The organism is Providencia sp. PROV252, assembly GCF_033676005.1.
Lineage (GTDB): Bacteria > Pseudomonadota > Gammaproteobacteria > Enterobacterales > Enterobacteriaceae > Providencia > Providencia vermicola.
The window spans coordinates 1,288,356-1,312,485 of record NZ_CP096294.1 but is presented as its reverse complement, the minus strand read 5'-3'; the positions used below and the strand labels follow the sequence as shown (position 1 = coordinate 1,312,485).

Here is a 24,130-nt window from a genome sequence, read left to right as displayed (position 1 = left end):
CACCTCCCAAAATTGATATTAAACCAGATCAGACTTTCTCTATAGTACAAAGCAAAGGATACTCATGTTCACGGGCAAATGTATTGACCTGCGCCGCTTTTGTTTCTGCAACCTCTGCGGTAAAAACCCCACAAATTCCCTTTCCCTGAATATGCACATCTAACATTATCTGTGTAGCGCGTTCTTCATCAAAAGAAAAGTATTTTTGTAACACTTCGACAACAAAATCCATCGGAGTGTAATCATCATTATTTAATAATACCTTATACATCGACGGTGGCTGTAGGGTTTGTTCCACTTCGTCTTTGAATATGACGTCTGTTTTAAATGTGCCCAGAAAATCGCTCATTACTTTCTTGCTCAGTGTTTAACTTCAAATTAAGCATAGTCTTTATTATCAACGATTTCTATCAATCCACATGATAGCGTTATAAAACTATACCATTACATTCTTTCATGGCTTTTCTTAAACAAGCCTTTCATTTGCAGTGTATCATGCCACTAACCTCATCGCTTATCTTTAGCAATCTGTGAGCTATATCAAATATCACAGAAAATAACATTTGGCGCTTATCGAATTCTTACCACTTTACCATAATTCCTGAAACTCCCCTCTTGACCTTAGAATGCAATCCACTACAGTATGTTTTACGAACAGTTTTTAGCGTATATTTACTTAGTTTCTGTGTGTATTTTATACATATCTGCAAAACACAACTAGCAAACCGAAAGGATAAAATATGGAGACGGGTATCGTTAAGTGGTTCAATAACGCAAAAGGCTTTGGTTTTATTTGCCCGGCTGATGGCGGAGAGGATATTTTTGCTCATTATTCCTGCATCAGAATGGACGGTTACAGGACACTAAAAGCAGGTCAAAAAGTGCAATTTAGCGTGACAATTGGACCAAAAGGTAATCATGCGGATGTTATCATCCCCATTGAAATAGAAGAAACCACAGAAGGCACATCAGAATCAATTTTGCCCTGACGCATATAGAGCACAGTTAATTATTTCAATTATATTATTGATGCTGTTAATAATTAACTGTGACTATTTTATAAGCTCAACGGCCCGAAGTTTGTAAATGTGACATATCACCATACAGCGACATCAATAATGCATACTGTTCTGCATCATAAAAATCACACTGTTTTTGCGTAAAGGCTTTCGCCACCTCAATCATAAATTTCACCGCAGCAGCAATATCAATCTCATGACTTGCTCCCGTAGAGCAACCAGGTACCACGGTTTCAGAACAGATCGCCACACCAACAACAGGGGCTGAGGTAGATACAGCGGGTTGCATAATACTATTGATATGATGAAGGCCATTACCATACGGTGTAATATCCTGAATGGATAAAGGAAATGTCACCGCACGCTGCCCACTGCTCCACTCCATTAAGCGGAGTAAATCATTAGAAACAGGTAAAATGTACCCATTTTTAACCGTTGGTGATAATGCATAACCTTTATGATTCAACAGGTTATTACCTTTGGTGGTATCTACCGACAAAATAGCATCCGCTTCAGGGATCGCTTCATGTTGGTTCATCGTGACATCTTCTAAAGGAGAGTCCATAAAATCAACTGGGGTATGAGGGCGAGTCGGCGCATTAGGGCAAATATGAGTTGTAATCACCACATCACCTACCAATTTATCGCCTTTTTCATGCATTTTTGCTAATTTCAATGCTGTTGCAATGGCCGCAATCGCCCCATCGGCATCTGAAACTACCCCAATACGTGACGGCCTTGCACCAATCCCCCCTAAACGGCCAATAATGCCTAATGTAGGTGCTTGATGACCTTGAGATTTACCTTGGGTGCCTGGAATAAGAATACGGACAAAATCACTTTGACCTTTCAGGTCTTTGACCGTTTTAGAAGAAACTTCAATTGCTGGGAAAGTCTTGAACAATGCAACAACATCTTCCCCCTTAACGTTCGCGCAATCGATTAGCTCATACGCACAAAGGGTTTGCTTTAGACTCATTGTACTTCCTTGAATTTTAATAATTTTTATTTGATTGTAGGGCTACTTTGAAATTAGCTCACACAAAATATGACTTAATTTCATTTCACCCAAGTTAAGGCTTAACTGTTAAAAAAGCCTTATTTTTCCTGATGAAGGCGTATTCACGCACTTAAAATAAAATACTAATAATATAAACTACTTATGGTGTGCTACTTACTTTTACTACTTACTTTTACTACATGACATAACGCTATTTGCTGGTACTTCTTTGTAACCAATAAGGATCTCCAACCATACAACCAAGGTAAGAGGCCTTACGGCATAGGTTAGTTGAAAGTTGCGCCATAACCTGTTCATTCATTTGGGTTTCTGGCAAACTTAGACATAATGCATATAACGTGTTCAGCGATGGATCAAACACGGTACTCGAAACCGAGGCAACACCTGCAACAGACTCGTTAATTGAAAATTCCCAACCACGTTCATTGATCAGATTCATCTGTTCTGTTAACTTCACTTGTAATTCTTTATCTTCTCGGCCGATAATGTTTGCTCTTTCCTGCAACGGTAAGCGCGCTAACAGAGCCCGCCCCGTTGAAGTTCCAAGAATTGGCAAACGTGTACCAGGCTGTGTGATCACCTGCAACATGCTATTACCAAAGCGTGCATGGACAACCCTTACCATTTCATCATCGAGCGCCGAAACATAGCTGGTAAACCCAGTATCTTTCGTCAACTCATCAAGGGCTTCTAACGTCATATCTATCAATGGGTTCATCCCACGCGCACGGTGAGCCAACTCCATGATTAATAACCCTGGCCGATAAATGGGAGCATTATTCTTCTTTTCTAACAGCCCCAGTTCTGACATTTGCTTTAGTAAGCGAGAAGCAGAACTTTTCGGCATGCCTAATTCATTGACTAACGTCGTAACGGTAAGCTCATTACCTGAGCGTAGAAATAATTGATAAACATCAACGACGCTATTTAAAATGCTCATGAATCAAAACCTTGAGTAAGAATGCCATAATCTTGAGGCTTTCTATCACGTAAATATGGAATGGTTAAACGTGTATGGGCTTGTAAAACAAAATCAATTTCGCCAATTAACAACGCTTCACCATCACATGTGGCTTCACAAAGCACTTGCCCACGAGGGCCTAACACTTTGCTACCACCAAATAAGTGTAAATCCCCTTCATGACCCCAACGGTTAACGGCCAGTAAATGTGCACCATTTTCCAAAGAACGGGATGCCGTATTAATGTCCCACATGTCTTTATCTTGTACACACCAAGCAGAAGGTGCGATTAGCAGCTCTGCGCCATGAAGGGTCAAAATACGCGCAACCTCAGGAAACCCCATGTCATAGCAAATCATGATGCCAATTTTGCCAATTGGCGTATCAAATACAGGGAAGCTATCACCACGACTAAACCATTGTTTCTCAATACCAAAAGCATGTACTTTACGAAACACACCGCTGATACCTTCACACCCTGGGTTCCACACGCCAACCGCGTTATAGATATCCCCAAGGTAGTCACCTCGTTCCACAAAACCACTCACGATAGTGATATTCAAGCGTGTCGCAAGCTCGCTAAATAAACGATATGTTTCGCTTCCAGTAGAATCGCTGAGATCCCACAGCTTCGTATTTAGCAAATCACCGCGATAACCTGTTGTGGCAAGCTCTGGAAAACAAATCAGTTTCGCCCCAGACTCTGCCGCTTGTTCACATAACAGCGCCATACGCTGCAAGTTACCCTGTTTATTCCCCAGTTCAGAATCAAACTGAGCAAGGGCAACTTTGACCTTGCTACCTGACATCGCACTTTCCTTAATCTAAGTGAGCCACTTTGCGAAAATGCACCGTATCGACACCTTTTGCTTTCGCTTGCCAGCGCATGCCAATCCAATAAGCCAGCGCACCTGTAATTAAAGAGTTAAGTGCAGGAATGCCATAATCGGCATGGAATGGACCTAATTCTGACGTTCCCCACCCCACAATAACAGCTAACAACCACACAACGAGTGTCACAGGGTTATAAGCTTCACAGCTAGATGGCAGCACACCTTGTTCGCGGGTGATATCAAGCTCTTTGCGATCGCGTTTTAAGATGTAATAGTCAACAACCATGATCCCAGCGACTGGTGGGATAGCAATGCCTAAGTAAATCAAGAAACTAATAAAATTGTCTAAAATACCTAACATGGAGGCAATCGTACCGAAAACACCAATTACCCATGTTAAATAGCGACGGTCAAAACGCTTATTAAAGATAGCGTTAAGCAGCGTTGAAAACCCGAGTGATGATGAATACAGGTTGATGTCATTCATTTTTATAGTGGCAAAGATAACAATCGATGCACCTAATAAGCCCGTTAATGCCATCATCAAGTCAAATACTTGGCTGGTACGTAATGCCAGAGCCATCAGCACCGCTATCATATTAACTAAAAGTTCACCAAAAAATGTACCGATTAACGTCATCCAAAATACATCCTTCGGTTTTTTCATAAAGCGGCTAATATCTGGTGTGGTAACCGCTGAAATAATAAAACCACCTGCAACCATAGTAATTGCCGCAGGCATTGTCATTAAAGGCCCAGCAGGGGCAGTATCATTGATAAGCGCACCAAGATCCTGACCTGATAATAAATTATACGTTGCCCAGCCTAACGCGAATAAAAAGAGCGGCGTTGAAATATTGGCGGTAATAGATAAAAATCGATACCCATATACCGTAATAATCGTCACCGCAATACCTGTAATAAGTGACCAAGTCCCTGGTGTTAGCACATTAGTCGCTTTATACATTCCATCCGCAAAGAAACCATTTTGGACGCCAAACCAGCCCATCAAGGAGATGGCAATCGCGCCACCAATAAGAGCTGAACCTAACTTTCCAAAACCAGACCACCTTGACAGTAGACTGATTGACATTCCTTCGCGGCATGCAGCTGCTCCAAGCCCCCAACTGACTACCTGTAAAATTACAGAGCCAAGGATGGTCGCCCAAAACGCCTGCCAAAAAGTTAACCCGTAACCGAGGGCTGCACCTAACATCACTTGTGAAACACAAGCGAGTGCGCCAATTCGTAGAATTAACACTTCATAGAACGGTCTACGAGCACTTTGGGGTACTCGAGCCAAAGAATAATCTTCACCTGCTTTATTCGCCATTTTGCACCTGCTGTGTGGTTGTCTTTGCTTAGTTTTTACTGGCTTTAATTGTTTGTTCCATTATATGGAACTAGGTTTCATTTATTCTACATGCAAATAATATCCATGATCGATATCGAATCGCAAGCAGAATTTATCTTTTCAGATAACTTTTTTATTATGGAATATTTCACGGAGCGAGGAAATACCACACTAATAAAAAATTTTATCGATAAATGAATAGGTTAAAAATTACGTGTTTAATTAGCAGAATTGGAGTGAGGAACTCAGTTCCATAAAATAGGACTATTCTTTAGCAGTAATTTCCCTCTAGCTAGCAGCAATCACTCCAATTTGGAGTGTCCTAGTCCGAAGTTATACGATTAGAAAAAAAATTTAGCTTTAGTAGGAATAAATGATTTATGAAAGAAATGGGGATAGTTGAGTTGGTAGGCTGCTATAAATAGTTAACATCGGAAACATAACATGCCAGCTGAAATAAACTACCCTATTAAATTTTGTCAGAATGACCTATTGAACTATGTATTTAAGAATGACCCCCTAATAAGCAAACTTGCCCAACAACTCAAAAGCATCTCCAATATTACATATGCATGTAAAAATGGTGCTTGCCAAGGTTTATCACACATATTCGCGGCTTATGAGATGGACGGACTGGGGGCTGAATCTTTACACCAGCTCAAAAATTGCTTAAATCCCTTTATACCATCAACATCCGCTTATAAAGAAGTCAACAAATGTGTAGAAGAAGCTTACTTAAAATGCATTTCAAATTTGTTAGCTGAACGTTGTACTGATATTTTTGATGTACAGATAAATCAATACCAATATAACGGCTATAATGACCTATATAATAATTATTATACCATTAACACAGTACCAAAACCTAAGGGAATAACAAACATTGAATATATCATTCAATGCTTAGAAGAAAATAACAAAAATATATATTCTAAGAATATAGAACCCTGTTTTAATCCTAATATTAAAATAGAAAAAGACATCACCTATGACCTATATAACAAAATAAGATTTGGTAATGAAACACCTACTCCAAGGAAATATAAAGCAGAACAAAGCCTATATGATAAGATTAAAAAAGATAAAGATATCACTCTAAATGAAATGCAGTCCTTTATTAAAGAGATATATGCATATTGCATGTTACATTATGCAAGTGAGACAGCACTATTTAACTTAAATTCAGGATTGACAATTGATAATCGTTGTTCTCCTTTGTCCTCTATTAATGTAGAACCTAGTTGGGAGAGTGTCTCCTTTAAACAGTTAGAGAAACTAATTACTGAAAAAAAACATTAAAAAACAAGATGTTGCTATAATTTACAGTTCAAATAATCATGCAATGGCAATTTGCGGGAAATATTACCCACAAAAACAAAGATACCTTTTTAGTTTTTTTGAACCAAATTATGGGTTAATACAATCATCTAATATAAATGAATTTATTGATTTTTTAAAACAAATTATAAGCCTCAAATTTACACTTCCTATTGCTTCTACACAAAAAACAAAAACTGATGTAACTATTGGTTATATACGGAAACTACAAAAAACACGAACACACTCAAAAAAAATGAAATTACCGAAAATCAACAATGCAGAGCTACAATCTGAAATCAAAAAACAGCTTACTGAGAGTAAAGTAAGTATCGAATTAGATAAAAGTACCAAACTCACTTTCGATGAGTATTCTCAAGGTAATAATAAACTGACAATGAAACTAAAAAAGGAGGGGGATACTTTTACCATTTATTCTACCTTGTGTGACATTCATTCAACTATAGCGTTAATCACTAACTCGATAAATAAAGTTCCTTTATTAACGTCAGCAAAAATTTGTATAAATTCTTTAGGGAAAATATTTTATCGGCTTCGTTAACCTTACTTTATTTTCCTTTGTAGTCACTGAGCTACAAAGGAAAATACATATTAACAAATCACTCTCTTGCTAATGCATCAATTGGGTTTAAACGTGCGGCGCTGCGTGCGGGCAAGAAGCCGAAAATAACTCCAATCGCGGTTGAGCAGACAAACGCACTAATAAGCGCGACAGGGTCAAATGCGAACGTCCAACCAGGTAGCGCCATTTGTGCCAGTAAGCTGATCCCATAAGAAAGTGCAATTCCCATCAAGCCCCCCATTAAACACACCAATACCGCCTCAATGAGGAACTGCTGCATTACATCACTGGTTCTCGCACCAACTGCCATACGAATACCAATTTCGCGAGTTCTTTCTGTCACCGACACCAACATGATATTCATCACACCAATCCCCCCGACCACCAGCGAAATCACCGCCACTAAGGTTAAAAACAGTTGCATGGTTTGGGTGGTTTTTTCCGCTGTTTTTACAAAAGTATCAAGGTTATAGGTGAAAACATCTTTTTTACCGTGGCGTAACGTTAATAAACGCGTCAGTTGCTGCTCGACGTTTTTGGCGTCATACCCATCCTTAACGCGCACCGTAATGCTGTCATAATAAGGTCGATTTAAAATCTTGCTGTTCATCGTGGTATCAGGGAGCCAAACAGACAACGATTTACTGGAGCCAAATACTGATTTCTGGTCTTCCAACACCCCAATTACTGTCGCTGGCATATTACCGATGAGCAAGGTTTCCCCTACTACATTAGCTTGTTTTGGGAAAAAACGCCGTTTCGTGTTCTCATCAATAATGACCACTTGAGCACGCCTATCCGCCATGTCTTGCGTAAAATTCATGCCCTCTGAAAATTTTGAAGCATACACATTAAAATAATCGCGGCCAATTCCTGTTAACTGTGCAGATGCATCTAAATTCCCTTTCCTTAAACGTGCAGAACCATTTAGCTGGCCTGAAATCGCGTGAACATAAGGCTGCTTAGCAAGAGCATCAATATCCGAGGCTTTTAAAGATTGTCGATTTTGTGCATCATCACTTCCAAAATCAGTGCCAGGGTAAATCGAAATCGTATTGGTACCAATCGACTTGATATCATTAAGTACCATACCTTGGGCAGCATCGCCGATGACCATAATAGAAACCACTGAAGCAATCCCGATAATAATCCCTAGCATGGTCAACAAGGTACGCATTTTATTGACCACCATGGCACGCCAAGCCATCAACAATGCTTCGCTAAATCGACCATAAATCTGCCCAAGGGATAGTTTCCTTGTAGGGGCTTTTGATAACGGTTTGGCTAATTTACTGTTTTTTGAACCTGAATCTCGAATAATTTCGCCATCTTTGATTTCGACAATACGTTCAGCTTGTTGTGCAACGGATGGATCGTGAGTAACGATAATCACCGTATGGCCTTGAGCACAAAGGTCTTTGAGGATCTTCATCACCTCTTCACCTGAATGGCTATCTAAGGCCCCCGTAGGCTCATCGGCAAGAATAACTTGCCCTCCATTCATTAATGCACGCGCAATACTGACTCGTTGCTGTTGCCCACCAGACAATTGGCTCGGCCGGTAATTAACCCGCTCGCCAAGCCCTAAGCGCTGAAGTAATTGCGTCGCACGTTCGCGCCGCTCCGCTTTTCCAGAACCTGCATATACTGCGGGGATTTCAACGTTTTGCTCAGCACTAAGGTGGTTTAATAAGTGGTAGCGTTGGAAAATAAAACCAAAGTGTTCACGGCGAAGCTCTGCGAGTTGGTCGTTGTCTAGCAACGCCATATTTTGCCCATCAATATGGTACTCTCCAGATGATGGCTTATCGAGGCAACCAATGATATTCATCAAAGTGGATTTACCTGAACCTGAAGCACCGATAATCGCAACCATTTCACCTGCATTTATTTGCAAAGAAACGTTTTTTAAGACAGTAACCTCATTTTCACCTTCACCATAACGGCGAGTGATCCCCTGGAGCTCAATGAGTGTGGCCATCTTAACTCTCCGAACCACTGTGCCCAATAATCACTTTATCACCTTCATTCAGTCCTTTAACCACTTCGACTGACACATCATTGCGACTACCAATTTCAATCTGTTTTTTCTCTGCTTTTTGCCCTTCTAGCACTTCCACATCATAAACCTGCGGTGAAACTTCATCCCCTAACGCAGAAAGGGGTAATATCAGCACATCTTTACGTGAATCGAGATCGATTTTGACCTGTGCAGTCATCTGTAATTTTAGGAGATGCTGAGGATTAGGGACTTCAAAGCGCGCATAATAGAAAATAGCATCATTGATTTTCTCAGGGGTTGGCAAGATATCTTTCAATTGACCTGAGAATTTTTTGTCTGGCGCACCGAGTACCGTAAATGAAGCCTCTTGGCCTGGTTCTAAATAAATCACGTCCGCTTCAGACACTTCGGCCTTAACCAACATAGTGTCTAAATCTGCTAATGTTAAAATCGTTGGTGCTTCTTGCGCTGCAATCACGGTTTGCCCTTGTAACGTTTTGATAAACGTGACAATGCCGTCCATCGGCGCGGTGATTTGCGTATATTTTAAGTTGGTTTTTGCCGTATCTAGTGTGGCCTGGTTGCGTTTAATTTGAGCTTGATAAGTCGCTACCTGTGCTTTTTTTACATCCACATCAGTTCTGGCTTTGTCCAGTTCTTGTTGCGCGACAGCCTGCAATTTGGCTAAGCTCAAGTGGCGTTGGTAAGTCAGTTGCGCCAGTTTCAATTCTGCTTGTGCTAACGATAAATTAGCCTCAAGTTCACGTGTGGTCGCTTCAGACTCAGTGACATCATTTTGTGCTTTTTTCGGGTCGATAACCGCCAGTAAATCGCCTTTTTTAACGTAGTCACCCTCTTTAACATATAAGGTTTGTAACTGCCCGCTAACCTGAGCACCCACATCAACTTTACGTACAGCATCTAACTTGCCCGTCGCGAGAACTTGTTTATCTAAGTCACCACGCGTCACGTCAACGGTTTGGAAAACCTCTTCTTTCTCACCTTTAAAGAGAAAGGCAGCAGCGCCAACGACAACAATCAGGATCACCAAATAAATCGGCCACTTTTTTTTCGGTTTTACCTTCATCACTCTTCACTTCCTATCATTAAAAAGAGGGCGACGCCCCCTTCTAAATACTATGCTATATCACTTAAGTTATCGTTTAATTAAACATACTATAGATAAACACCCGCTATCTATAAATATTCAATCAACAATATATTCACTTTCGTTATCAATACGCTTTCCCCCTCGCTAACCATGCTACCCGAGAAAACATACTTTTTAGCTGTAATGGAATGCTATCAGGGCCCAGTTCCGCGGAACGGTTCACCGTAGCCAACGCTAAGTCAGGCTTTGACGTTCGGGAAATTGCTTTAATAATCACACGGCGTGTCGACACCCGTGCATTTTCTGGTATGTCAGCAATTTCATGATAAAGGCTTTTAAACCCCTCACGATATAGGAAATGTTCCATATCTGGCGCAGTGAGCATGGTTAAGCGATCCCTATCGGGTGAATTGATCTTATTCGCATAGTGGGTCGCAGTTGCAGCATATTTACGCCCTGCCTCGTCGCCATCGGTTAAAACATGCCATTCAATTCCCATTTTATTGGCAAATTTTAATAGTGGTTTCAAGCCACTTTGTGCAAACGCAATAACTTTAATTCCTTCGGTTTCAAAATAGTAGTGACATTGGCGAGCAAATTCACTCATTAGCCAAATCTCTGTTTCGCCTTCAACTAATAACCAACAACGTGCAAATAATGATGATGGTCGATTAAAACGTATATGAAACGAAATTTTTCGCAATTCTTCTGTACTGAGATCATTTGGCGTTAAACGATAAGCAGAAACTTTATTAGTATCACGTACTAAACGACATAAGTCTTCAAGAGGAGCTTGAGAAAGTAACTCCCCTGAATTTGTCGTGGTAATCCGTTGCAGCGCAAACAAGCTTAGTAATCCCCATGCAATCGACAGCATAATCGGATGCAGGCGAGTTTCGGGGTCTTCAACAATAATGAGCGGGCGGGCGTGTTTATCCAAATGAATATTGCCTTTGGATTGTAATAAAGAAGAAAACATCCCCAAGATAATCAAACGAATATTTCGTTGATTAGGTTTTGCAATCAAACGGCTGATGTTATCCAACGCTTTCCAGCCTTGCTTGCGCGGCTCAATATTCACCATATTGTCATTAAGCTTGATCATATGGGCACTTTGCCCTGAAAAATAGTGACTTAATAACTGCTGCATGGCGTCTACACCGTCACTTAATTCATCATCACTTAAACGTTCTGGATTATTCACTAGAGCACTGGTTAATTCTTTGATACGTATATTAAATGCATCACGAAACTCTTTTTCACCAACGACGATGGTTTCAGGGTTGAGGGTTTGTAAAAAACGCGCATCACGCAGGCGAATAACAGGGTATAATCGAATAATCTCTTTGATATACTTACCCACATTGTCCAGAGAAAGCTTATTTCCCCCTGAATTTAAAAAGCTTTTATCCACCGCAATCGTATTGTCATCTCGCAGCTCAGCACTCACTCGATAAAAAATATGTTTTAGATCATCACCATTATCAACCCAAACTGAGCTAAGATTATGAAAACGATAAGATTGGTGGCGGCCTTTATGCCTTTCACAAAATTTTAAAACAATTTGCAATGACCGATAACGGGAAGCGTTGTCCCCTGTGGGGTGATGAAAATCGTGCAGATTAAATTGGTAATCTTGATGTTCTGGTGAGAGAAGCAAATCGAGCGCATCAAGAAGACTGGATTTACCCCATGAGTTTTCCCCGATCAAAACAGTACTGTTATTGAGTTCTAAGGAAAGGCGGTTGATCCCTCTAAATCCGTATATCTCAACACGTTCCAGATACATATCTCACTCCTTGTCATATTTTCTTTAATATACTCTGAACTCGTCAATTTGCATTCAGATTATCAATAATTGTGCTGACAAAACGCACATTTAGAGCTTATCGATTAACCCATGGTTTTACTATAAGTATGTCTGCAAAATAAAAAATCTTTGTGACAAAATTGCCAACTGAGTTGAGCTAGCAATAGCAGTGTTATAAAATAGTAAAACTTTCTTTTTTAGTATTTTTGACCTATTTTTCACTCAGTCACCAATAATAAAATTTTATCGAAAAAAAATGCATTAGCACGGCGAGTTAAATTTCACATAACGAAAATAAAAAAACAAATATAACTCATTGATTATATTGATGGGATAACCACTAAGGATGCGGCGATGTATTCAGGACTCTTAATTATTCTTCTACCGTTAACTCTCGGTTATCTTATTCCTATTAAAAACAAACAAATTCTTCACCGTGTGCATCAATCATTAAATTCAATGGTGTATGTGATTTTATTTTTAATGGGGATCACCCTCGCACTGCTTGAAAACTTAAGTGAACACCTCTTTTCTATTCTCATTTACGCCATTACCTTCTTTGCTTGTATTTTTTCACTTAATATTATCTCACTGTTATTACTCGATAAGTTAGATCCGTGGAAAATTCCACAACATAAGCAAGAAAAACCGCCGTCACGCATTAAAATGGTGCTTGAATCTCTACAATTGTGTGGCGTCCTGCTTTTAGGCTTTATAGTGGGCTTAACGGGTTTTGATTTTCTGCATTATGCGGATAAGGGTAGCCAAATTGCTCTAATGCTCCTGCTATTATTAGTCGGCATTCAATTACGCAACAGCGGAATGAGCATTAAACAAATTTTAATTAATCGCCGCGGGACAACCATTGCCTTTGTGATGGGAATCAGTGCATTAGCGGGAGGAGCGCTGGCGGCATTATTACTGGGCTTACCCGTTAAAATGGGGCTAGCTCTCGCATCGGGCTTTGGTTGGTATTCACTCACAGGGATCGTGTTAACTGATGCCTATGGCCCTGTGATGGGGAGCGCCGCCTTTTTTAATGACCTAGCCCGCGAGCTAGCCGCAATCATGTTGATCCCTATCATTATCAATCGCTACCGTTCAACGGCATTGGGCATTTGTGGCTCAACATCCATGGACTTCACCCTTCCTGTTTTGCAACGCAGTGGCGGTGTTTCGATTGTGCCTGCCGCGATTGTTCATGGCTTCGTACTGAGTCTTATTACGCCAATTCTTATGGCCTTCTTTACATAGGTAAAATTTCAGTCACAATAGCCGTTAATTTGCGTGAAACAGGAAATTAACATGACAGAAAAACAACGTGTTTTAGTGTTGGGCGCTAGCGGCTATATTGGGCAGAATCTTATCCCCCAACTGATTGAACAAGGTTATGACGTTACTGCGGCTGCACGTCGTGTTGATTGGATGCTTTCTCAAGGCTGGCAAGATACTCGCTGTATCTTTGTTGACTTACATGATCCTGAGACTTTAAAAGATGTCATGAAGGAAATCGATATTGTCTATTTCCTTGTGCACAGCATGGCTGACCAAGCTAATCTTATTGAGCGTGAGCGTAGCGCTGCGCGTAATGTTCAACAAGCTCTCGAAGGTTCAGATGTTAAACACGTTATTTATCTCAGCGCATTACAACATGGCCACACCTATTCCCCGCACCTGATAGCCAGGCGCTTAACGGGGGACATCCTGCGTGAAAGCAATATTCCTGTTACTGAGATTCGCTCTTCAATTATTGTTGGGTCTGGTTCTGCAGCCTTCGAAATTATGCGGGATATGGTGTACAACTTAGCGATTCTAACGCCTCCGCGCTGGGTACGCTCTAAATCATCGCCTATTGCATTGTCGAATATCCTATATTACTTAACTCAGCTCGCCAAAACACCAACAAATGAAAACCGCATATTTGATGCAGGCGGTCCTGAGTTTATTAGCTATCAAGAACTATTCAAACGATTTATCAAAGTTAGTGGTAAACGCCGCTTGCTGATCCCGATTCCTATTCCTATTAGCATGATTTCGGTGCATTTTATTAGCTTGATTACCTCGGTGCCACCGACTATTGCAAAAGAGCTAATTCAAGGACTACAACACGACCTTCCCGCTAACGATAAAGCACTACGAGAACTTATTCCACAAACGCTAATTTCCTTTGATGATGCAGTAAGAACCACATTAGCTGAGGAAGCAGATGCGATAGACAATGCTGATTGGGGTTATGACCCTGAAGTAAGAAAACGCTGGCGCCCAGGCTATGGCTATTATCCCAAACAAGCGGGTTCAACCCTTGGCACAACAGCGAGCTCAGAATCGCTATGGCATACCATACAACAAATTGGGGGCAAAGATGGTTATTTCTACGCCAATGGCCTATGGAAAACCCGTGCCATCATGGATGACATGATGTTGAATAAAGTCAAATATGGTCGCCCCGACAGAGAATACTTGCAACTTGGCGATGAAGTTGATGGCTGGCGAGTGATTAACCTTGAGCCGAACAAACAACTCAGTTTACTGTTTGGTATGAAAGCCCCTGGGCTGGGGCGTTTAACCTTTACTATCCACGATAGCGGCAGCCGACGCTCTATAGATGTGCGCGCTTGGTGGCACCCTGCGGGTTTTTGCGGTCTACTCTATTGGTTTGCTATGATGCCAGCCCATCTTTTTATCTTTAAAGGAATGGCAAAACGCATTAGCGACCTCGCGTTTGAACGAGATAAACAACTCGCCAAACAACAGCAAACAGATCATCCAACCGAAAAATCTGACTAATTTCAGTGTAAAAACCAATTTTTTATGCAGAAATTATTGCATAAATATGCTTACAGGATTAATATCGCTGGTAGTTAAAAAGGATATTATTGGTAAGCATGAGCATTCAATTAAAAAACATCAACTGTTTCTATGGTTCCCATCAGGCACTCTTTGATATCAATCTAGAGTGCTCTGCTGGTGAGACTATGGTATTACTCGGGCCAAGTGGTGCAGGTAAAAGTTCGCTATTACGTGTTCTCAATTTATTAGAGATGCCACGTTCAGGTCATTTGAATATTGCTGGGCAGCAATTTGATTTTTCATCGACACCAGATGCAAAGTCTATTCGTGACTTACGCCAAAATGTTGGCATGGTATTCCAACAATATAATTTATGGCCGCATCTTAGTGTGATGGACAACTTAATTGAAGCCCCATGCCGTGTATTAAAATTATCGAAGCAAGAAGCACATGCAAAAGCCGCTAAGCTTTTAGACCGTTTACGTTTATCTCAATTTGCAGACCGTTATCCACTGCATTTATCAGGTGGTCAACAACAACGTGTGGCGATTGCACGGGCACTCATGATGGAACCTAAGGTTCTATTATTTGATGAACCAACCGCAGCGCTTGACCCAGAAATTACGGCTCAAGTTGTCGATATTATTCGTGAATTGTCTGCGACAGGTATTACGCAAGTGATCGTCACTCACGAAGTGGAGATTGCTCGCAAAACCGCTAGCCGTGTGGTGTATATGGAAAACGGCCATATCGTAGAACAGGGAGATGCTAGTCGTTTCTCAGCACCTCAAACTGACGCCTTTGCAAATTATCTGTCACATTAATAGATATAGGATTAAGCAATGAAAAAAATTATATTAGCTGCGCTGCTGGGCGCTGTAGCCCTATCGGCAACTGCTGCGGAAAAAGAAACCATTCGTTTTGCAACTGAAGCAACTTACGCGCCGTTTGAAATGTTTGATAAAAACAATCAAATCGTCGGTTTTGACGTTGATTTAGCTAATGCGATGTGTGAAAAAATGAATGCGACCTGTACATTTACTCACCAATCTTTCGATAGCTTAATTCCCAGCCTGAAATTTCGTCGTTTTGAAGCATTAATGGCAGGTATCGACATTACCCCTGAGCGTCAACAACAAGTAGACTTCACCGAAACTTATTACCCTAACTCTGCAGAATTTATTGCAGTGAAAGAAAAAATTAGCTCCGTTGACCAGCTGAAAGACAAAAGAATCGGCGTCCAAAACGGAACCACACACCAAAAATATATCATGGAACAACATAAAGGCATGACCACTGTGCCTTATGATAACTACCAATCTGCGGTTTTAGACCTGCAAAATGGCCGTATTGATGCTGTATTCGGTGACACTGCCGTTGCTGACGAATGGTTAAAAACCAAAGGCAACGAAAACTTAGCCGCTGTGGGTGAGAAAGTTACCGATCCACAATACTTCGGTATCGGTTTAGGTATCGCAGTGCGTAAAGGAAATAAAGAGTTGTTGGATAAAATGAATAAAGCCTTAGCAGAAGTTAAAGCTGACGGCACTTATGATGCTATCCACAAAAAATGGTTTCAACAGTAATCGATATAATTAATGAACAACCTTCTATTTTTAACAAGTGCCGCCGGTATCACCGTCGGCCTTGCTGTTTCTGCCCTAATCTTGGGTTTAATTCTTGCCATGCTATTTACCGCATGGGAGTCTGTCCGCTTTAAGCCAATTGCCTTTTTAGGCACGTGCTGGGTGACGCTAATCCGTGGGTTACCTGAACTGCTGGTCGTCCTATTCGTCTATTTTGGGACATTACAGCTTATCAACCTACTCGGGGATGGGTTTGATATTAACCTCGGTTTTTGGCAAACCACAGTGCAAATTGATCCTAGCATCTTCTTTGCCGATAGCGGCGAATTTGACTACACGCCGTTCGTTTGTGGTGTCATTGCCCTCGCCCTATTGTATGCCTCTTATGCTTCACAAACGTTAAGAGGCGCACTCAAAGCAGTGCCTTATGGCCAGTGGGAAGCAGGTTTTGCACTCGGCCTCAAAAAACGCACGATTTTCTTTCGTTTTATTATGCCGCAAATGTGGCGCCATGCCCTGCCAGGGTTAGGGAACCAATGGTTAGTTCTGCTAAAAGATACCGCGTTAGTGTCTTTAATCAGCGTGAACGATTTGATGTTACAGACAAAAACTATTGTTAACCGTACTGGCGAACCTTTTACTTGGTACGTTATCGTCGGTCTGATTTACCTTGTCATTACATTGATTAGCCAACAGGTATTAAAGCGTATTGAATTGCGAACTACGCGCTTTGAACGAGGTGAATCCAAATGATTGACATGATCCTAAAAATTCTACCAGGGCTACCAACCAGTTTATCGCTGACGTTCAGTGCGTTACTTGTGGCTTTTCTGTTAGCGGGATTATTTACGTTAATTTTATCCCTGAAAACCAAAGTCATTTCGCAAATTGTGAAGGTGTATATCACCATCTTTACAGGAACGCCATTATTAGTGCAGTTTTTCCTAATCTATAATGGCCCGAGCCAGTTTAAATCGTTGCAAAACTATCCTCTATTTTGGGAGCTAATTTCAACACCTTGGTTCTGTGCAATGATTGCATTAGCGTTAAACAGTGCCGCTTATTCAACTTTACTGTTCCACGGTGCCGTAAAAGCGATTCCATCAGGGCAATGGCAGTCATGCCAAGCATTGGGGATGAGTAAAGTGCAAACTATGCGCATTATCCTGCCTTACGCCTTTAAACGCTCTTTATCCTCTTATTCCAATGAAGTGGTGTTAGTGTTTAAAAGTACCTCTCTGGCCAGTACGATCACCATGTTAGACATCATGGGTTACAGTAGCCAAGTATTTGGTCAGACATGGGATGTGATGGCGTTTGTTGCGGCTGGGATTATTTATTTAGTGGTTAATGCTATCTTAACCATTCTAATGCGTTTAATCGAACGCAAAGCACTTGCTTTCGAACACCGAAATTAATACTTAATTCAATACGTTAAAGAAAAAGCTTGGCTAAACACCAAGCTTTTTTTCATAAATTCGTTTTTAATTATTCTTTCGCTTTAGCAATGTCAGTACTTCAAAATGAGCCGTGTGTGGAAATAAATCAAACAGCTGCACCCTACACACTTGATAACCCGACAGCAATTGTAAATCTTGCGCCATAGTCTGTGCATTGCAGCTTGAATAAAGGATATATTTTGGCTGCATATGAGAAAGGTAATCACATAATGCCTTACCAATTCCTCTTCGTGGCGGATTAACTAAAATAAGCTGAGGGATATCTTGATGTGCGGTGGCAAAATGCGTTGAATCAAGGGCTTTAAACTCAACATTTTTTAATCCAATTTCATCTGCTGATTGTTGTGCGCTAGCAATGGCAGGGGCGCTGATTTCAATGCCTGTTAAACGCGTATCTTTTTCAGCGCAGTGCAATCCAAAGCCACCTACACCACAAAACAGATCCCACATACTATGAATATCTAATGCGTTAACCCACGCCCTTGCTGTTTGGTATAATTTAGCTGCGACAACAGGATTCGTTTGGAAAAAACTTTGTGGGCGAATAAATAAAGGCACTTGGTTAAACTCTTCACGCAGCGTATGTTGCTCCGTTAAGAAAATCTCCTCATCGCCTTCAAGTATTGCCATATGCACTGGCTGAATATTTGCTGTGATCACCCCAAGTTGTGGTAATTGCGCTTGCAACCAAGGTAAAGCATTCTTGAGCTGTTCCAGTTTTTTCTCTGAGCGTAGCACAAAACGCAGCATAAACTGCCCTGTGTGCCAACTTTGTGTTAGCAACACGTGCTTAAGCTCACCACGCCTGCGTTCAATGTTATAAGGTGTGAGCCCTGCCTTTGCAATAAACGGTGTGAGTACGCTGAAAACTTCAGAAAATGCAGTGGGATATAATGGGCAGCCAGTTAAGTCGACACCTGCGCCATCTTTCCCAATAATACCAAAAATCGGCCTTTCTACACTTCCACTCACCACCATTTTGGCTTTATTACGAAAACCTGTTTGAGGCCCTGTCACGGGTGGGGCAAAAATAGCAGGGTCGATTGTCGGCAATAACGCGGAAAGTTGCTGCTGCTTTTGGGTGATTTGTTGCTCAGGTGAGAATTCTAACCATTGGCAAGAACGGCATTCACCCGCAATATATTTTTCACAATGCATAATTAAAACTTAATGAATAATAATAGCGGGTTTATCATCTGGGGTAAGTTCGGATTCATCCTCGCCATTATCCTCTTCTTCACTAAACTCATCTTGAGCTGCATACAGTAAATTATTACTAAAGATCTCAAAGACAATCGCTGAAATTTGGTCTTCTGCTTGCTGAAGGAAATGGCAGAATTGGCGATAGGTCATCCCAGCCTCTAATGAAAATGACTGGCTAACCACTAACTTTGGCAGGTTTTCATCATTTATTTCGAGAAAAACTTTTGCCGTCAATGAACTCGCGTTAATTTGGCTAATATTAGCAACTAATGTAATTATCGCGGTGGGTTTTAGCTCCGCTAATGCGGACAATACCAACACATTATTGACGATATCGAGTTTTGCATCAAAAATTCCCTCAATATTTTGCATATGAGGTAAATGCAGCGCAGCACAAGAGTCGCACTCGAAATAAGACGTTTTGAGTTGTTCTAACCATTCACGTAATTGTGCAATGTCAGGGTAACGAATAGAATCCATGGGCAGTAACCTTCTTCAACTCAAAAATAATAATGCAAAAACAGTTTGCTAGAGAATGATATCCCCAGCGCAAAGCGGGTAATTTTCACACATCACCAAGAAAAATGCCAGCAAAACCACGGCTATTCGGGCTTTTCATCCTGTTTATCATTTTGAATATTATTTTTTTTATTCCTCGGGTTTTCTGACTGCTTATTATCTATACCTAAAAAAGTTAACCCATGAATAGCTCGCCACACAATATTAATCATTGCAGGGACCAAACACCCAATCGCAACCATAATAATGGTCACTATCGCCCCTTGGTGCATAAGTGGCTCAGGCAAAACAATATAATCATTCAGCGTGAGTAAGATTAAAATCAAGAGGATTATCCCAACACCTTCTAAGACTAAGATAGGTTTTGGCATGTCTGCCAATGAACGCATGGTTCTCTTTGATTGTGGTTTATTGTTCATTCAACCCCCATTTCACTGTGATTTGGCATTTTACTTCACGAATTATATGACATACCTATAGCTATAAAAGGAAAATTCGACTTTTATTTCATAATTTATATAGGCATAGTATTGAGCATTGTGACTCGAATCTGAGTTTGAGATAAAAAGGAGATACTATGTATACTGTTATTTTTGGTCGCCCTGGCTGCCCATACTGTGTTCGTGCGAAAGAACTGGCAGAAAAACTGAAAAACGAACGTGAAGATTTTGACTACCGCTATGTCGATATCCAAGCAGAAGGTATTTCAAAAGAAGATTTGTCTAAAACTGTTGGTAAACCTGTGGAAACTGTCCCACAAATTTTCATTGATGAGAAGCACATCGGTGGTTGCACTGATTTTGAAGCTTACGCAAAAGAAAATTTAAATCTTTACAAATAGTTACCCCCTCTAATTTTCGATTATTAACAAGCAAAACATCTCAATACTTAGGCTGAAATATGTTTTGCTTGTTCTTTTTGTGCTATTTAAGTCAAATCCCACCCTAAATTGCATTTTTTTTCATCAACAAGAGAACTTTCCTTTTTAGATGGAGTCTTAATTTATGCCACTGCTTTTCTTTGATGTCCCCATATTGAGGAGCCCGATAGCCAACTCTCTGTTTTAATGCTATCGGGTTTTTTATTGCCTATTTCTAGCCATCGACCTCACCTTGCAATGTAATGATTACTTTGCGCTTTGTGCCAAAATTTCGATGTTCACATAAATAAATCCCTTGCCACGTCCCCATATTTAAACGACCGTTTGTCACTGGGATTGTTAAACTCGCACCCAGTAAGCTACTTTTCAGGTGCGCTGGCATATCATCACTGCCCTCATAGTCATGCTTATAATAAGGTTCATTTTCAGGAACTGCCTTATTGAAGAAGCTCTCAAAGTCTTCTCGCACGGTATAATCCGCATTTTCATTAATCGTTAATGAGGCAGAGGTATGTTGAATGAATATATTCATCATCCCAATACGAAGCGAACTGAGCTCAGGAACTTGCCTTAAAATCTCCTCAGTGACTAAATGAAATCCTCTTTCCCGCGCATTCAGCTGTATCTGTTTTTGCCACCACATTTGTTTTCCCTTCTTTCGCCAAATCGAACTTTAGATGAGTGAAATAATTATTGAGTAATTCTTAAACCACACGTAAATTTGTCGCGTAATAGTATCAATAATAAGACAAAGGGACTTTACCTGTGAAGCTTGAGACTTTAAGCTCTGTTTTTCTTTGTCTTACTGACCCACTCTCTGTCTGAGGTACGAAACTGTGCTGGAACAACTCAATCTTGATCTGTTTAACTTGATCAATGCCGCACCTGAAACTGCAAGCGGAACGATTGCGATGGCGAATGTAATTGCTAAGCGCTTAGTTCTTATTTTCCCAATATTTACAGTTGCTTGTTGGTTTTGGGGTGCCCAGCCAAACATGACTCGCCAACGCGCTTTTGCCTGTAAAGCGGCGATTGCCATTGTGTTAGGGCTTACTATTTCATGGCTAATTGGCTATTTTGCCCCCCATGACCGCCCATTTGTGATGGGGATCGGCACTAATTTTTCTGATCACGACGCAACACCATCATTCCCAAGTAACCACGGCACTATCGTATTTACCTTTGCATTTGCTTTCTTATTCTGGCTACGGACTTGGGTTGGCCTTGTGATGATGATCCCTGCCATTGTGATTGCTTGGTCACGAATTTACCTTGGTGTTCACTGGCCTTTAGATATGGCAGGCGCATTTATCCTTGCTATCGTTGCCTGTGGTTTAGCTCAAATTTTGTGGTCACTTGGCATTAGTAAAATCCAAGCACCAATCACCCAACTCTATCATCTCATCTTTGGTTCATTCATTCGCAAAGGTTGGTTCCAACCTTAATCATTTCTTTTTAAGTACTGGTGGCAATAAACATCAGTACTTTTCCACTTTTAAAAAATTGCGCCAAATCAAACTTTCTCTTTATTTTTTTATCGTTATATAAAATTAATTTTAAATTATCAAATTAATTAATAAACAACTCTGTAACAAATATTTTGTTACCTTTTTTAATTATTTTTTTCGACGCAAAAAAAGTGCACTAAATACTATCTAAAAAAACAAAAATTAATTAATATGTGCCCCTAAAATCAGGGCGAAATGGCCTAATTAATCACTCACTAAATCATTATTGAAATTTAAAATTAACAGTTGATTATCAATAAGTTAAACAAACTCATTCATACATCCTATGTAGCAGTATCACAGTACAGCTCAATAATTAGATTAATATAGATTACAAATCAAACAACACAAAAATATTCATTAATATAATAATATTTTTCTCACAGAATATTATTCTACCCTTGTTTATTTTAATGAATTGAATTTTCCAAACAGGAAAAACATGACAATAAATAATCTTAAGTTAAATTTCATTAACAATTTTATAAAATCTGATGTTTCTACGCAATCTCAGGGGATATTTCTCTTTTGAGATGATGATCACGGCATTTTGTTCTGGTAAAATATAAATTCACACCCTCAAAAACCAGACTTAAAAATAACTGATAAAATTACAAAACTGATTGAAAATGAATTTAGTCCAAATTTTAGTTTTATTTCCAATCAGATTGTTACGTAAAAGAAAGCCCTTTTTATTAAGAGATTATTCGTACCAAAAGATTAAAACCCAGTAACGCCTTTGGCTGTTACTTAAAATGAATTTTTTGACTTTTATTTTTGGAGACTATTATGGATGCAACTAAAGTTGGTTCCATCGACAAAACAGCCTCGCAAACAGGGAGCAGTAAAGCTTGGCGTAAAACTGACACAGTATGGATGCTGGGTTTATATGGTACAGCTATCGGTGCTGGTGTTCTGTTTTTGCCTATTAATGCGGGTATGAGCGGATTACTTCCTGTTCTATTGATGCTTGTTCTAGCCTTCCCTATGACATTTTTTGCTCATCGTGGCTTAACACGTTTCGTTCTTTCTGGTTCTAAAAAAGATGGCGATATCACTGAAGTTGTTGAAGAACACTTTGGGCGTACCGCGGGTAACTGGATCACTCTGCTGTATTTCTTTGCTATTTATCCTATTCTGCTCGTTTATGGTGTTTCTATCACCAATAACGTCAATAAATTCTTAACCGAATTATTAGGTGTTGGTGCACCACCACGTTGGTTACTGGCCTTAATTCTGGTCGGGGGCGTTATGGCTATCGTTGCTTTCGGTGAAAAATACATCGTTAAAGTCATGAGTATGCTGGTGTTCCCATTCATTGCAGTGCTGGTTGCATTCTCTTTATATATGATCCCGCACTGGTCTGGTGATGTACTGAATACCTTAACCTTCGAAGGCATCGCAGAAGCTACCAAAAATACTGGAGGTCAAAGCATTTGGATCACCATTTGGTTAACCATCCCCGTCATGGTATTCGCCTTTAACCACTCACCAATTATCTCTGCATTCTCTGTCGCAAAACGTGAAGAATACGGCGATGAAGCAGAACAAAAATGTTCACGTATTTTAGCATCAGCACACATCCTGATGGTTCTGACAGTCATGTTCTTTGTGATTAGCTGTGTGTTTACGTTATCTTCAGCTGACCTTGCGCAAGCAAAAGCACAAAACATCAGTATCCTTGACTATCTGTCTGGCTATTTTGATCAGCCATTCATCAAATATGCAGCAGCAATCATCGCATTTATTGCTATTATCAAATCATTCTTAGGCCACTATTTAGGTGCTCGTGAAGGTTTCAATGGTTTAGTTGAACGTGCATACCGTGCAAAAGGCAAAACTGTCGATATTCGCAAATTAAACCGCGGCACCGCTATCTTTATGTTAGTAACCACTTGGATTGTTGCGACATTAAACCCAGGTGTTCTGGATATCATCGAAAGTCTTGGTGGCCCTGTTATTGCTATCTTACTGTTCTTGATGCCAATGTATGCCATCAGTAAAGTCCCTGCAATGCGTAAATACTCAGGCAAAATCAGCAATGTATTTATCGTAATTATGGGTCTGGTCGCTATCTCTGCGGCGACATATAAGTTATTCTTCTAATTGAAGCCCCAGGTAGCTATTAATAATGATAGCTACCTGATTTCAATGACTTTCTACAAAAGGAAGC

At 40.3% G+C, this 24,130-nt stretch carries 24 protein-coding genes; 12 read left to right on the top strand and 12 right to left on the bottom strand.

Annotated elements, in window-relative coordinates; all coding sequences use genetic code 11:
• Positions 1–28 precede the first annotated feature (28 nt).
• Positions 29–349: an ATP-dependent Clp protease adapter ClpS gene (gene clpS / locus M1F05_RS05780; protein WP_206085439.1), complete on the bottom strand. Its 321-nt coding sequence runs from the start codon at positions 347–349 to the stop codon at positions 29–31.
• A gap of 391 nt (positions 350–740) precedes the next feature.
• Between clpS and cspD the strand changes: the two genes are divergently transcribed.
• Entirely contained in the window at positions 741–989 is a 249-nt protein-coding gene (gene cspD / locus M1F05_RS05775; protein ID WP_206085438.1) for a cold shock domain-containing protein CspD, read from the top strand.
• Between the two features lie 76 nt (positions 990–1,065).
• Here the strand turns inward: cspD and M1F05_RS05770 are convergent, their stop codons facing one another.
• The 4 genes from M1F05_RS05770 to M1F05_RS05755 all read right to left on the bottom strand — a co-directional run bounded on the left by M1F05_RS05770 (position 1,066) and on the right by M1F05_RS05755 (position 5,167).
• Entirely contained in the window at positions 1,066–1,998 is a 933-nt protein-coding gene (locus M1F05_RS05770) for a DUF1177 domain-containing protein (RefSeq protein WP_206085437.1), read from the bottom strand.
• Positions 1,999–2,230: 232 nt separating this feature from the next.
• On the bottom strand, positions 2,231–2,980 hold the full coding sequence (locus tag M1F05_RS05765) for an IclR family transcriptional regulator (RefSeq protein ID WP_206085436.1): 750 nt from the start codon (positions 2,978–2,980) through the stop codon (positions 2,231–2,233).
• Positions 2,977–3,810, bottom strand: a complete 834-nt coding sequence (locus tag M1F05_RS05760; RefSeq protein WP_206085435.1) for a nitrilase-related carbon-nitrogen hydrolase — start codon at positions 3,808–3,810, stop codon at positions 2,977–2,979. The genes M1F05_RS05765 and M1F05_RS05760 overlap by 4 nt, the downstream gene beginning before the upstream one ends.
• Before the next feature lie 10 nt (positions 3,811–3,820).
• Positions 3,821–5,167 carry a purine-cytosine permease family protein gene (locus tag M1F05_RS05755; RefSeq protein ID WP_206085434.1) on the bottom strand — a complete coding sequence of 449 codons (1,347 nt, stop codon included), beginning with the start codon at positions 5,165–5,167 and terminating at the stop codon, positions 3,821–3,823.
• Between the two features lie 465 nt (positions 5,168–5,632).
• On the opposite strand from M1F05_RS05755, the gene M1F05_RS05750 reads away from it, so the two are divergent.
• Positions 5,633–6,487: a hypothetical protein gene (locus M1F05_RS05750; protein WP_206085433.1), complete on the top strand. Its 855-nt coding sequence runs from the start codon at positions 5,633–5,635 to the stop codon at positions 6,485–6,487.
• A gap of 43 nt (positions 6,488–6,530) precedes the next feature.
• Positions 6,531–7,067 (top strand): hypothetical protein, encoded by a 537-nt coding sequence (locus M1F05_RS05745; RefSeq protein WP_206085432.1) that lies wholly within the window; start codon positions 6,531–6,533, stop codon positions 7,065–7,067.
• Between the two features lie 58 nt (positions 7,068–7,125).
• Here M1F05_RS05745 and macB read toward each other — a convergent pair whose 3' ends face one another.
• From macB to M1F05_RS05730, 3 genes are all read right to left on the bottom strand, one after another.
• On the bottom strand, positions 7,126–9,069 hold the full coding sequence (macB, locus tag M1F05_RS05740) for a macrolide ABC transporter ATP-binding protein/permease MacB (RefSeq protein WP_206085431.1): 1,944 nt from the start codon (positions 9,067–9,069) through the stop codon (positions 7,126–7,128).
• Between the two features lies 1 nt (position 9,070).
• Positions 9,071–10,177, bottom strand: a complete 1,107-nt coding sequence (gene macA, locus M1F05_RS05735) for a macrolide transporter subunit MacA (protein WP_206085480.1) — start codon at positions 10,175–10,177, stop codon at positions 9,071–9,073.
• 148 nt (positions 10,178–10,325) lie between these two features.
• Entirely contained in the window at positions 10,326–11,990 is a 1,665-nt protein-coding gene (locus M1F05_RS05730; protein WP_206085430.1) for an ATP-dependent nuclease, read from the bottom strand.
• A 375-nt stretch (positions 11,991–12,365) separates the two neighbouring features.
• Here M1F05_RS05730 and M1F05_RS05725 point away from each other — a divergent pair, with 375 nt between their 5' ends.
• The 6 genes from M1F05_RS05725 (at position 12,366) to artM (ending at position 17,805) form a co-directional block, all read left to right on the top strand.
• The gene (locus M1F05_RS05725) at positions 12,366–13,265 is read left to right on the top strand and encodes a lysine exporter LysO family protein (protein ID WP_206085429.1); all 900 of its coding nucleotides are present in this window, start codon (positions 12,366–12,368) and stop codon (positions 13,263–13,265) included.
• A 51-nt stretch (positions 13,266–13,316) separates the two neighbouring features.
• Positions 13,317–14,798: a DUF2867 domain-containing protein gene (locus M1F05_RS05720; protein WP_206085428.1), complete on the top strand. Its 1,482-nt coding sequence runs from the start codon at positions 13,317–13,319 to the stop codon at positions 14,796–14,798.
• Between the two features lie 98 nt (positions 14,799–14,896).
• Positions 14,897–15,625, top strand: coding sequence for an arginine ABC transporter ATP-binding protein ArtP (gene artP / locus M1F05_RS05715; protein ID WP_206085427.1), 729 nt, complete (start codon positions 14,897–14,899; stop codon positions 15,623–15,625).
• An 18-nt stretch (positions 15,626–15,643) separates the two neighbouring features.
• Positions 15,644–16,387 (top strand): arginine ABC transporter substrate-binding protein, encoded by a 744-nt coding sequence (artJ, locus tag M1F05_RS05710; RefSeq protein WP_206085426.1) that lies wholly within the window; start codon positions 15,644–15,646, stop codon positions 16,385–16,387.
• A gap of 12 nt (positions 16,388–16,399) precedes the next feature.
• Positions 16,400–17,140: an arginine ABC transporter permease ArtQ gene (artQ, locus tag M1F05_RS05705; protein ID WP_047756239.1), complete on the top strand. Its 741-nt coding sequence runs from the start codon at positions 16,400–16,402 to the stop codon at positions 17,138–17,140.
• A complete protein-coding gene (gene artM / locus M1F05_RS05700) occupies positions 17,137–17,805 on the top strand; it encodes an arginine ABC transporter permease ArtM (RefSeq protein ID WP_206085425.1) in 669 nt (222 codons plus the stop codon). Before artQ ends, artM begins: the two co-directional genes overlap by 4 nt.
• A gap of 66 nt (positions 17,806–17,871) precedes the next feature.
• Here the strand turns inward: artM and rlmC are convergent, their stop codons facing one another.
• From rlmC to M1F05_RS05685, 3 genes are all read right to left on the bottom strand, one after another.
• Positions 17,872–19,005 (bottom strand): 23S rRNA (uracil(747)-C(5))-methyltransferase RlmC, encoded by a 1,134-nt coding sequence (rlmC, locus tag M1F05_RS05695; protein WP_206085424.1) that lies wholly within the window; start codon positions 19,003–19,005, stop codon positions 17,872–17,874.
• 9 nt (positions 19,006–19,014) lie between these two features.
• Entirely contained in the window at positions 19,015–19,530 is a 516-nt protein-coding gene (locus tag M1F05_RS05690) for a YbjN domain-containing protein (RefSeq protein WP_206085423.1), read from the bottom strand.
• Positions 19,531–19,652: 122 nt separating this feature from the next.
• Positions 19,653–19,988, bottom strand: coding sequence for a YbjC family protein (locus tag M1F05_RS05685; protein ID WP_206085422.1), 336 nt, complete (start codon positions 19,986–19,988; stop codon positions 19,653–19,655).
• A 158-nt stretch (positions 19,989–20,146) separates the two neighbouring features.
• Between M1F05_RS05685 and M1F05_RS05680 the strand changes: the two genes are divergently transcribed.
• Positions 20,147–20,410, top strand: coding sequence for a GrxA family glutaredoxin (locus tag M1F05_RS05680; protein ID WP_047756603.1), 264 nt, complete (start codon positions 20,147–20,149; stop codon positions 20,408–20,410).
• Positions 20,411–20,663: 253 nt separating this feature from the next.
• Here the strand turns inward: M1F05_RS05680 and M1F05_RS05675 are convergent, their stop codons facing one another.
• The gene (locus tag M1F05_RS05675; RefSeq protein WP_206085421.1) at positions 20,664–21,092 is read right to left on the bottom strand and encodes a secondary thiamine-phosphate synthase enzyme YjbQ; all 429 of its coding nucleotides are present in this window, start codon (positions 21,090–21,092) and stop codon (positions 20,664–20,666) included.
• 193 nt (positions 21,093–21,285) lie between these two features.
• Here M1F05_RS05675 and ybjG point away from each other — a divergent pair, with 193 nt between their 5' ends.
• Both ybjG and M1F05_RS05665 read left to right on the top strand, forming a co-directional pair.
• Positions 21,286–21,894 carry an undecaprenyl-diphosphate phosphatase gene (gene ybjG, locus M1F05_RS05670; protein ID WP_206085420.1) on the top strand — a complete coding sequence of 203 codons (609 nt, stop codon included), beginning with the start codon at positions 21,286–21,288 and terminating at the stop codon, positions 21,892–21,894.
• Between the two features lie 852 nt (positions 21,895–22,746).
• The gene (locus M1F05_RS05665) at positions 22,747–24,063 is read left to right on the top strand and encodes a serine/threonine transporter (protein WP_206085419.1); all 1,317 of its coding nucleotides are present in this window, start codon (positions 22,747–22,749) and stop codon (positions 24,061–24,063) included.
• Positions 24,064–24,130: the final 67 nt, after the last annotated feature.

Coding starts and splice junctions, on each gene's coding strand:
- clpS (WP_206085439.1), bottom strand. CDS start 349: ATGAGCGATTTTCTGGGCACATTTAAAACAGACGTCATATTCAAAGAC.
- cspD (WP_206085438.1), top strand. CDS start 741: ATGGAGACGGGTATCGTTAAGTGGTTCAATAACGCAAAAGGCTTTGGT.
- M1F05_RS05770 (WP_206085437.1), bottom strand. CDS start 1,998: ATGAGTCTAAAGCAAACCCTTTGTGCGTATGAGCTAATCGATTGCGCG.
- M1F05_RS05765 (WP_206085436.1), bottom strand. CDS start 2,980: ATGAGCATTTTAAATAGCGTCGTTGATGTTTATCAATTATTTCTACGC.
- M1F05_RS05760 (WP_206085435.1), bottom strand. CDS start 3,810: ATGTCAGGTAGCAAGGTCAAAGTTGCCCTTGCTCAGTTTGATTCTGAA.
- M1F05_RS05755 (WP_206085434.1), bottom strand. CDS start 5,167: ATGGCGAATAAAGCAGGTGAAGATTATTCTTTGGCTCGAGTACCCCAA.
- M1F05_RS05750 (WP_206085433.1), top strand. CDS start 5,633: ATGCCAGCTGAAATAAACTACCCTATTAAATTTTGTCAGAATGACCTA.
- M1F05_RS05745 (WP_206085432.1), top strand. CDS start 6,531: ATGGCAATTTGCGGGAAATATTACCCACAAAAACAAAGATACCTTTTT.
- macB (WP_206085431.1), bottom strand. CDS start 9,069: ATGGCCACACTCATTGAGCTCCAGGGGATCACTCGCCGTTATGGTGAA.
- macA (WP_206085480.1), bottom strand. CDS start 10,177: ATGAAGGTAAAACCGAAAAAAAAGTGGCCGATTTATTTGGTGATCCTG.
- M1F05_RS05730 (WP_206085430.1), bottom strand. CDS start 11,990: ATGTATCTGGAACGTGTTGAGATATACGGATTTAGAGGGATCAACCGC.
- M1F05_RS05725 (WP_206085429.1), top strand. CDS start 12,366: ATGTATTCAGGACTCTTAATTATTCTTCTACCGTTAACTCTCGGTTAT.
- M1F05_RS05720 (WP_206085428.1), top strand. CDS start 13,317: ATGACAGAAAAACAACGTGTTTTAGTGTTGGGCGCTAGCGGCTATATT.
- artP (WP_206085427.1), top strand. CDS start 14,897: ATGAGCATTCAATTAAAAAACATCAACTGTTTCTATGGTTCCCATCAG.
- artJ (WP_206085426.1), top strand. CDS start 15,644: ATGAAAAAAATTATATTAGCTGCGCTGCTGGGCGCTGTAGCCCTATCG.
- artQ (WP_047756239.1), top strand. CDS start 16,400: ATGAACAACCTTCTATTTTTAACAAGTGCCGCCGGTATCACCGTCGGC.
- artM (WP_206085425.1), top strand. CDS start 17,137: ATGATTGACATGATCCTAAAAATTCTACCAGGGCTACCAACCAGTTTA.
- rlmC (WP_206085424.1), bottom strand. CDS start 19,005: ATGCATTGTGAAAAATATATTGCGGGTGAATGCCGTTCTTGCCAATGG.
- M1F05_RS05690 (WP_206085423.1), bottom strand. CDS start 19,530: ATGGATTCTATTCGTTACCCTGACATTGCACAATTACGTGAATGGTTA.
- M1F05_RS05685 (WP_206085422.1), bottom strand. CDS start 19,988: ATGAACAATAAACCACAATCAAAGAGAACCATGCGTTCATTGGCAGAC.
- M1F05_RS05680 (WP_047756603.1), top strand. CDS start 20,147: ATGTATACTGTTATTTTTGGTCGCCCTGGCTGCCCATACTGTGTTCGT.
- M1F05_RS05675 (WP_206085421.1), bottom strand. CDS start 21,092: ATGTGGTGGCAAAAACAGATACAGCTGAATGCGCGGGAAAGAGGATTT.
- M1F05_RS05665 (WP_206085419.1), top strand. CDS start 22,747: ATGGATGCAACTAAAGTTGGTTCCATCGACAAAACAGCCTCGCAAACA.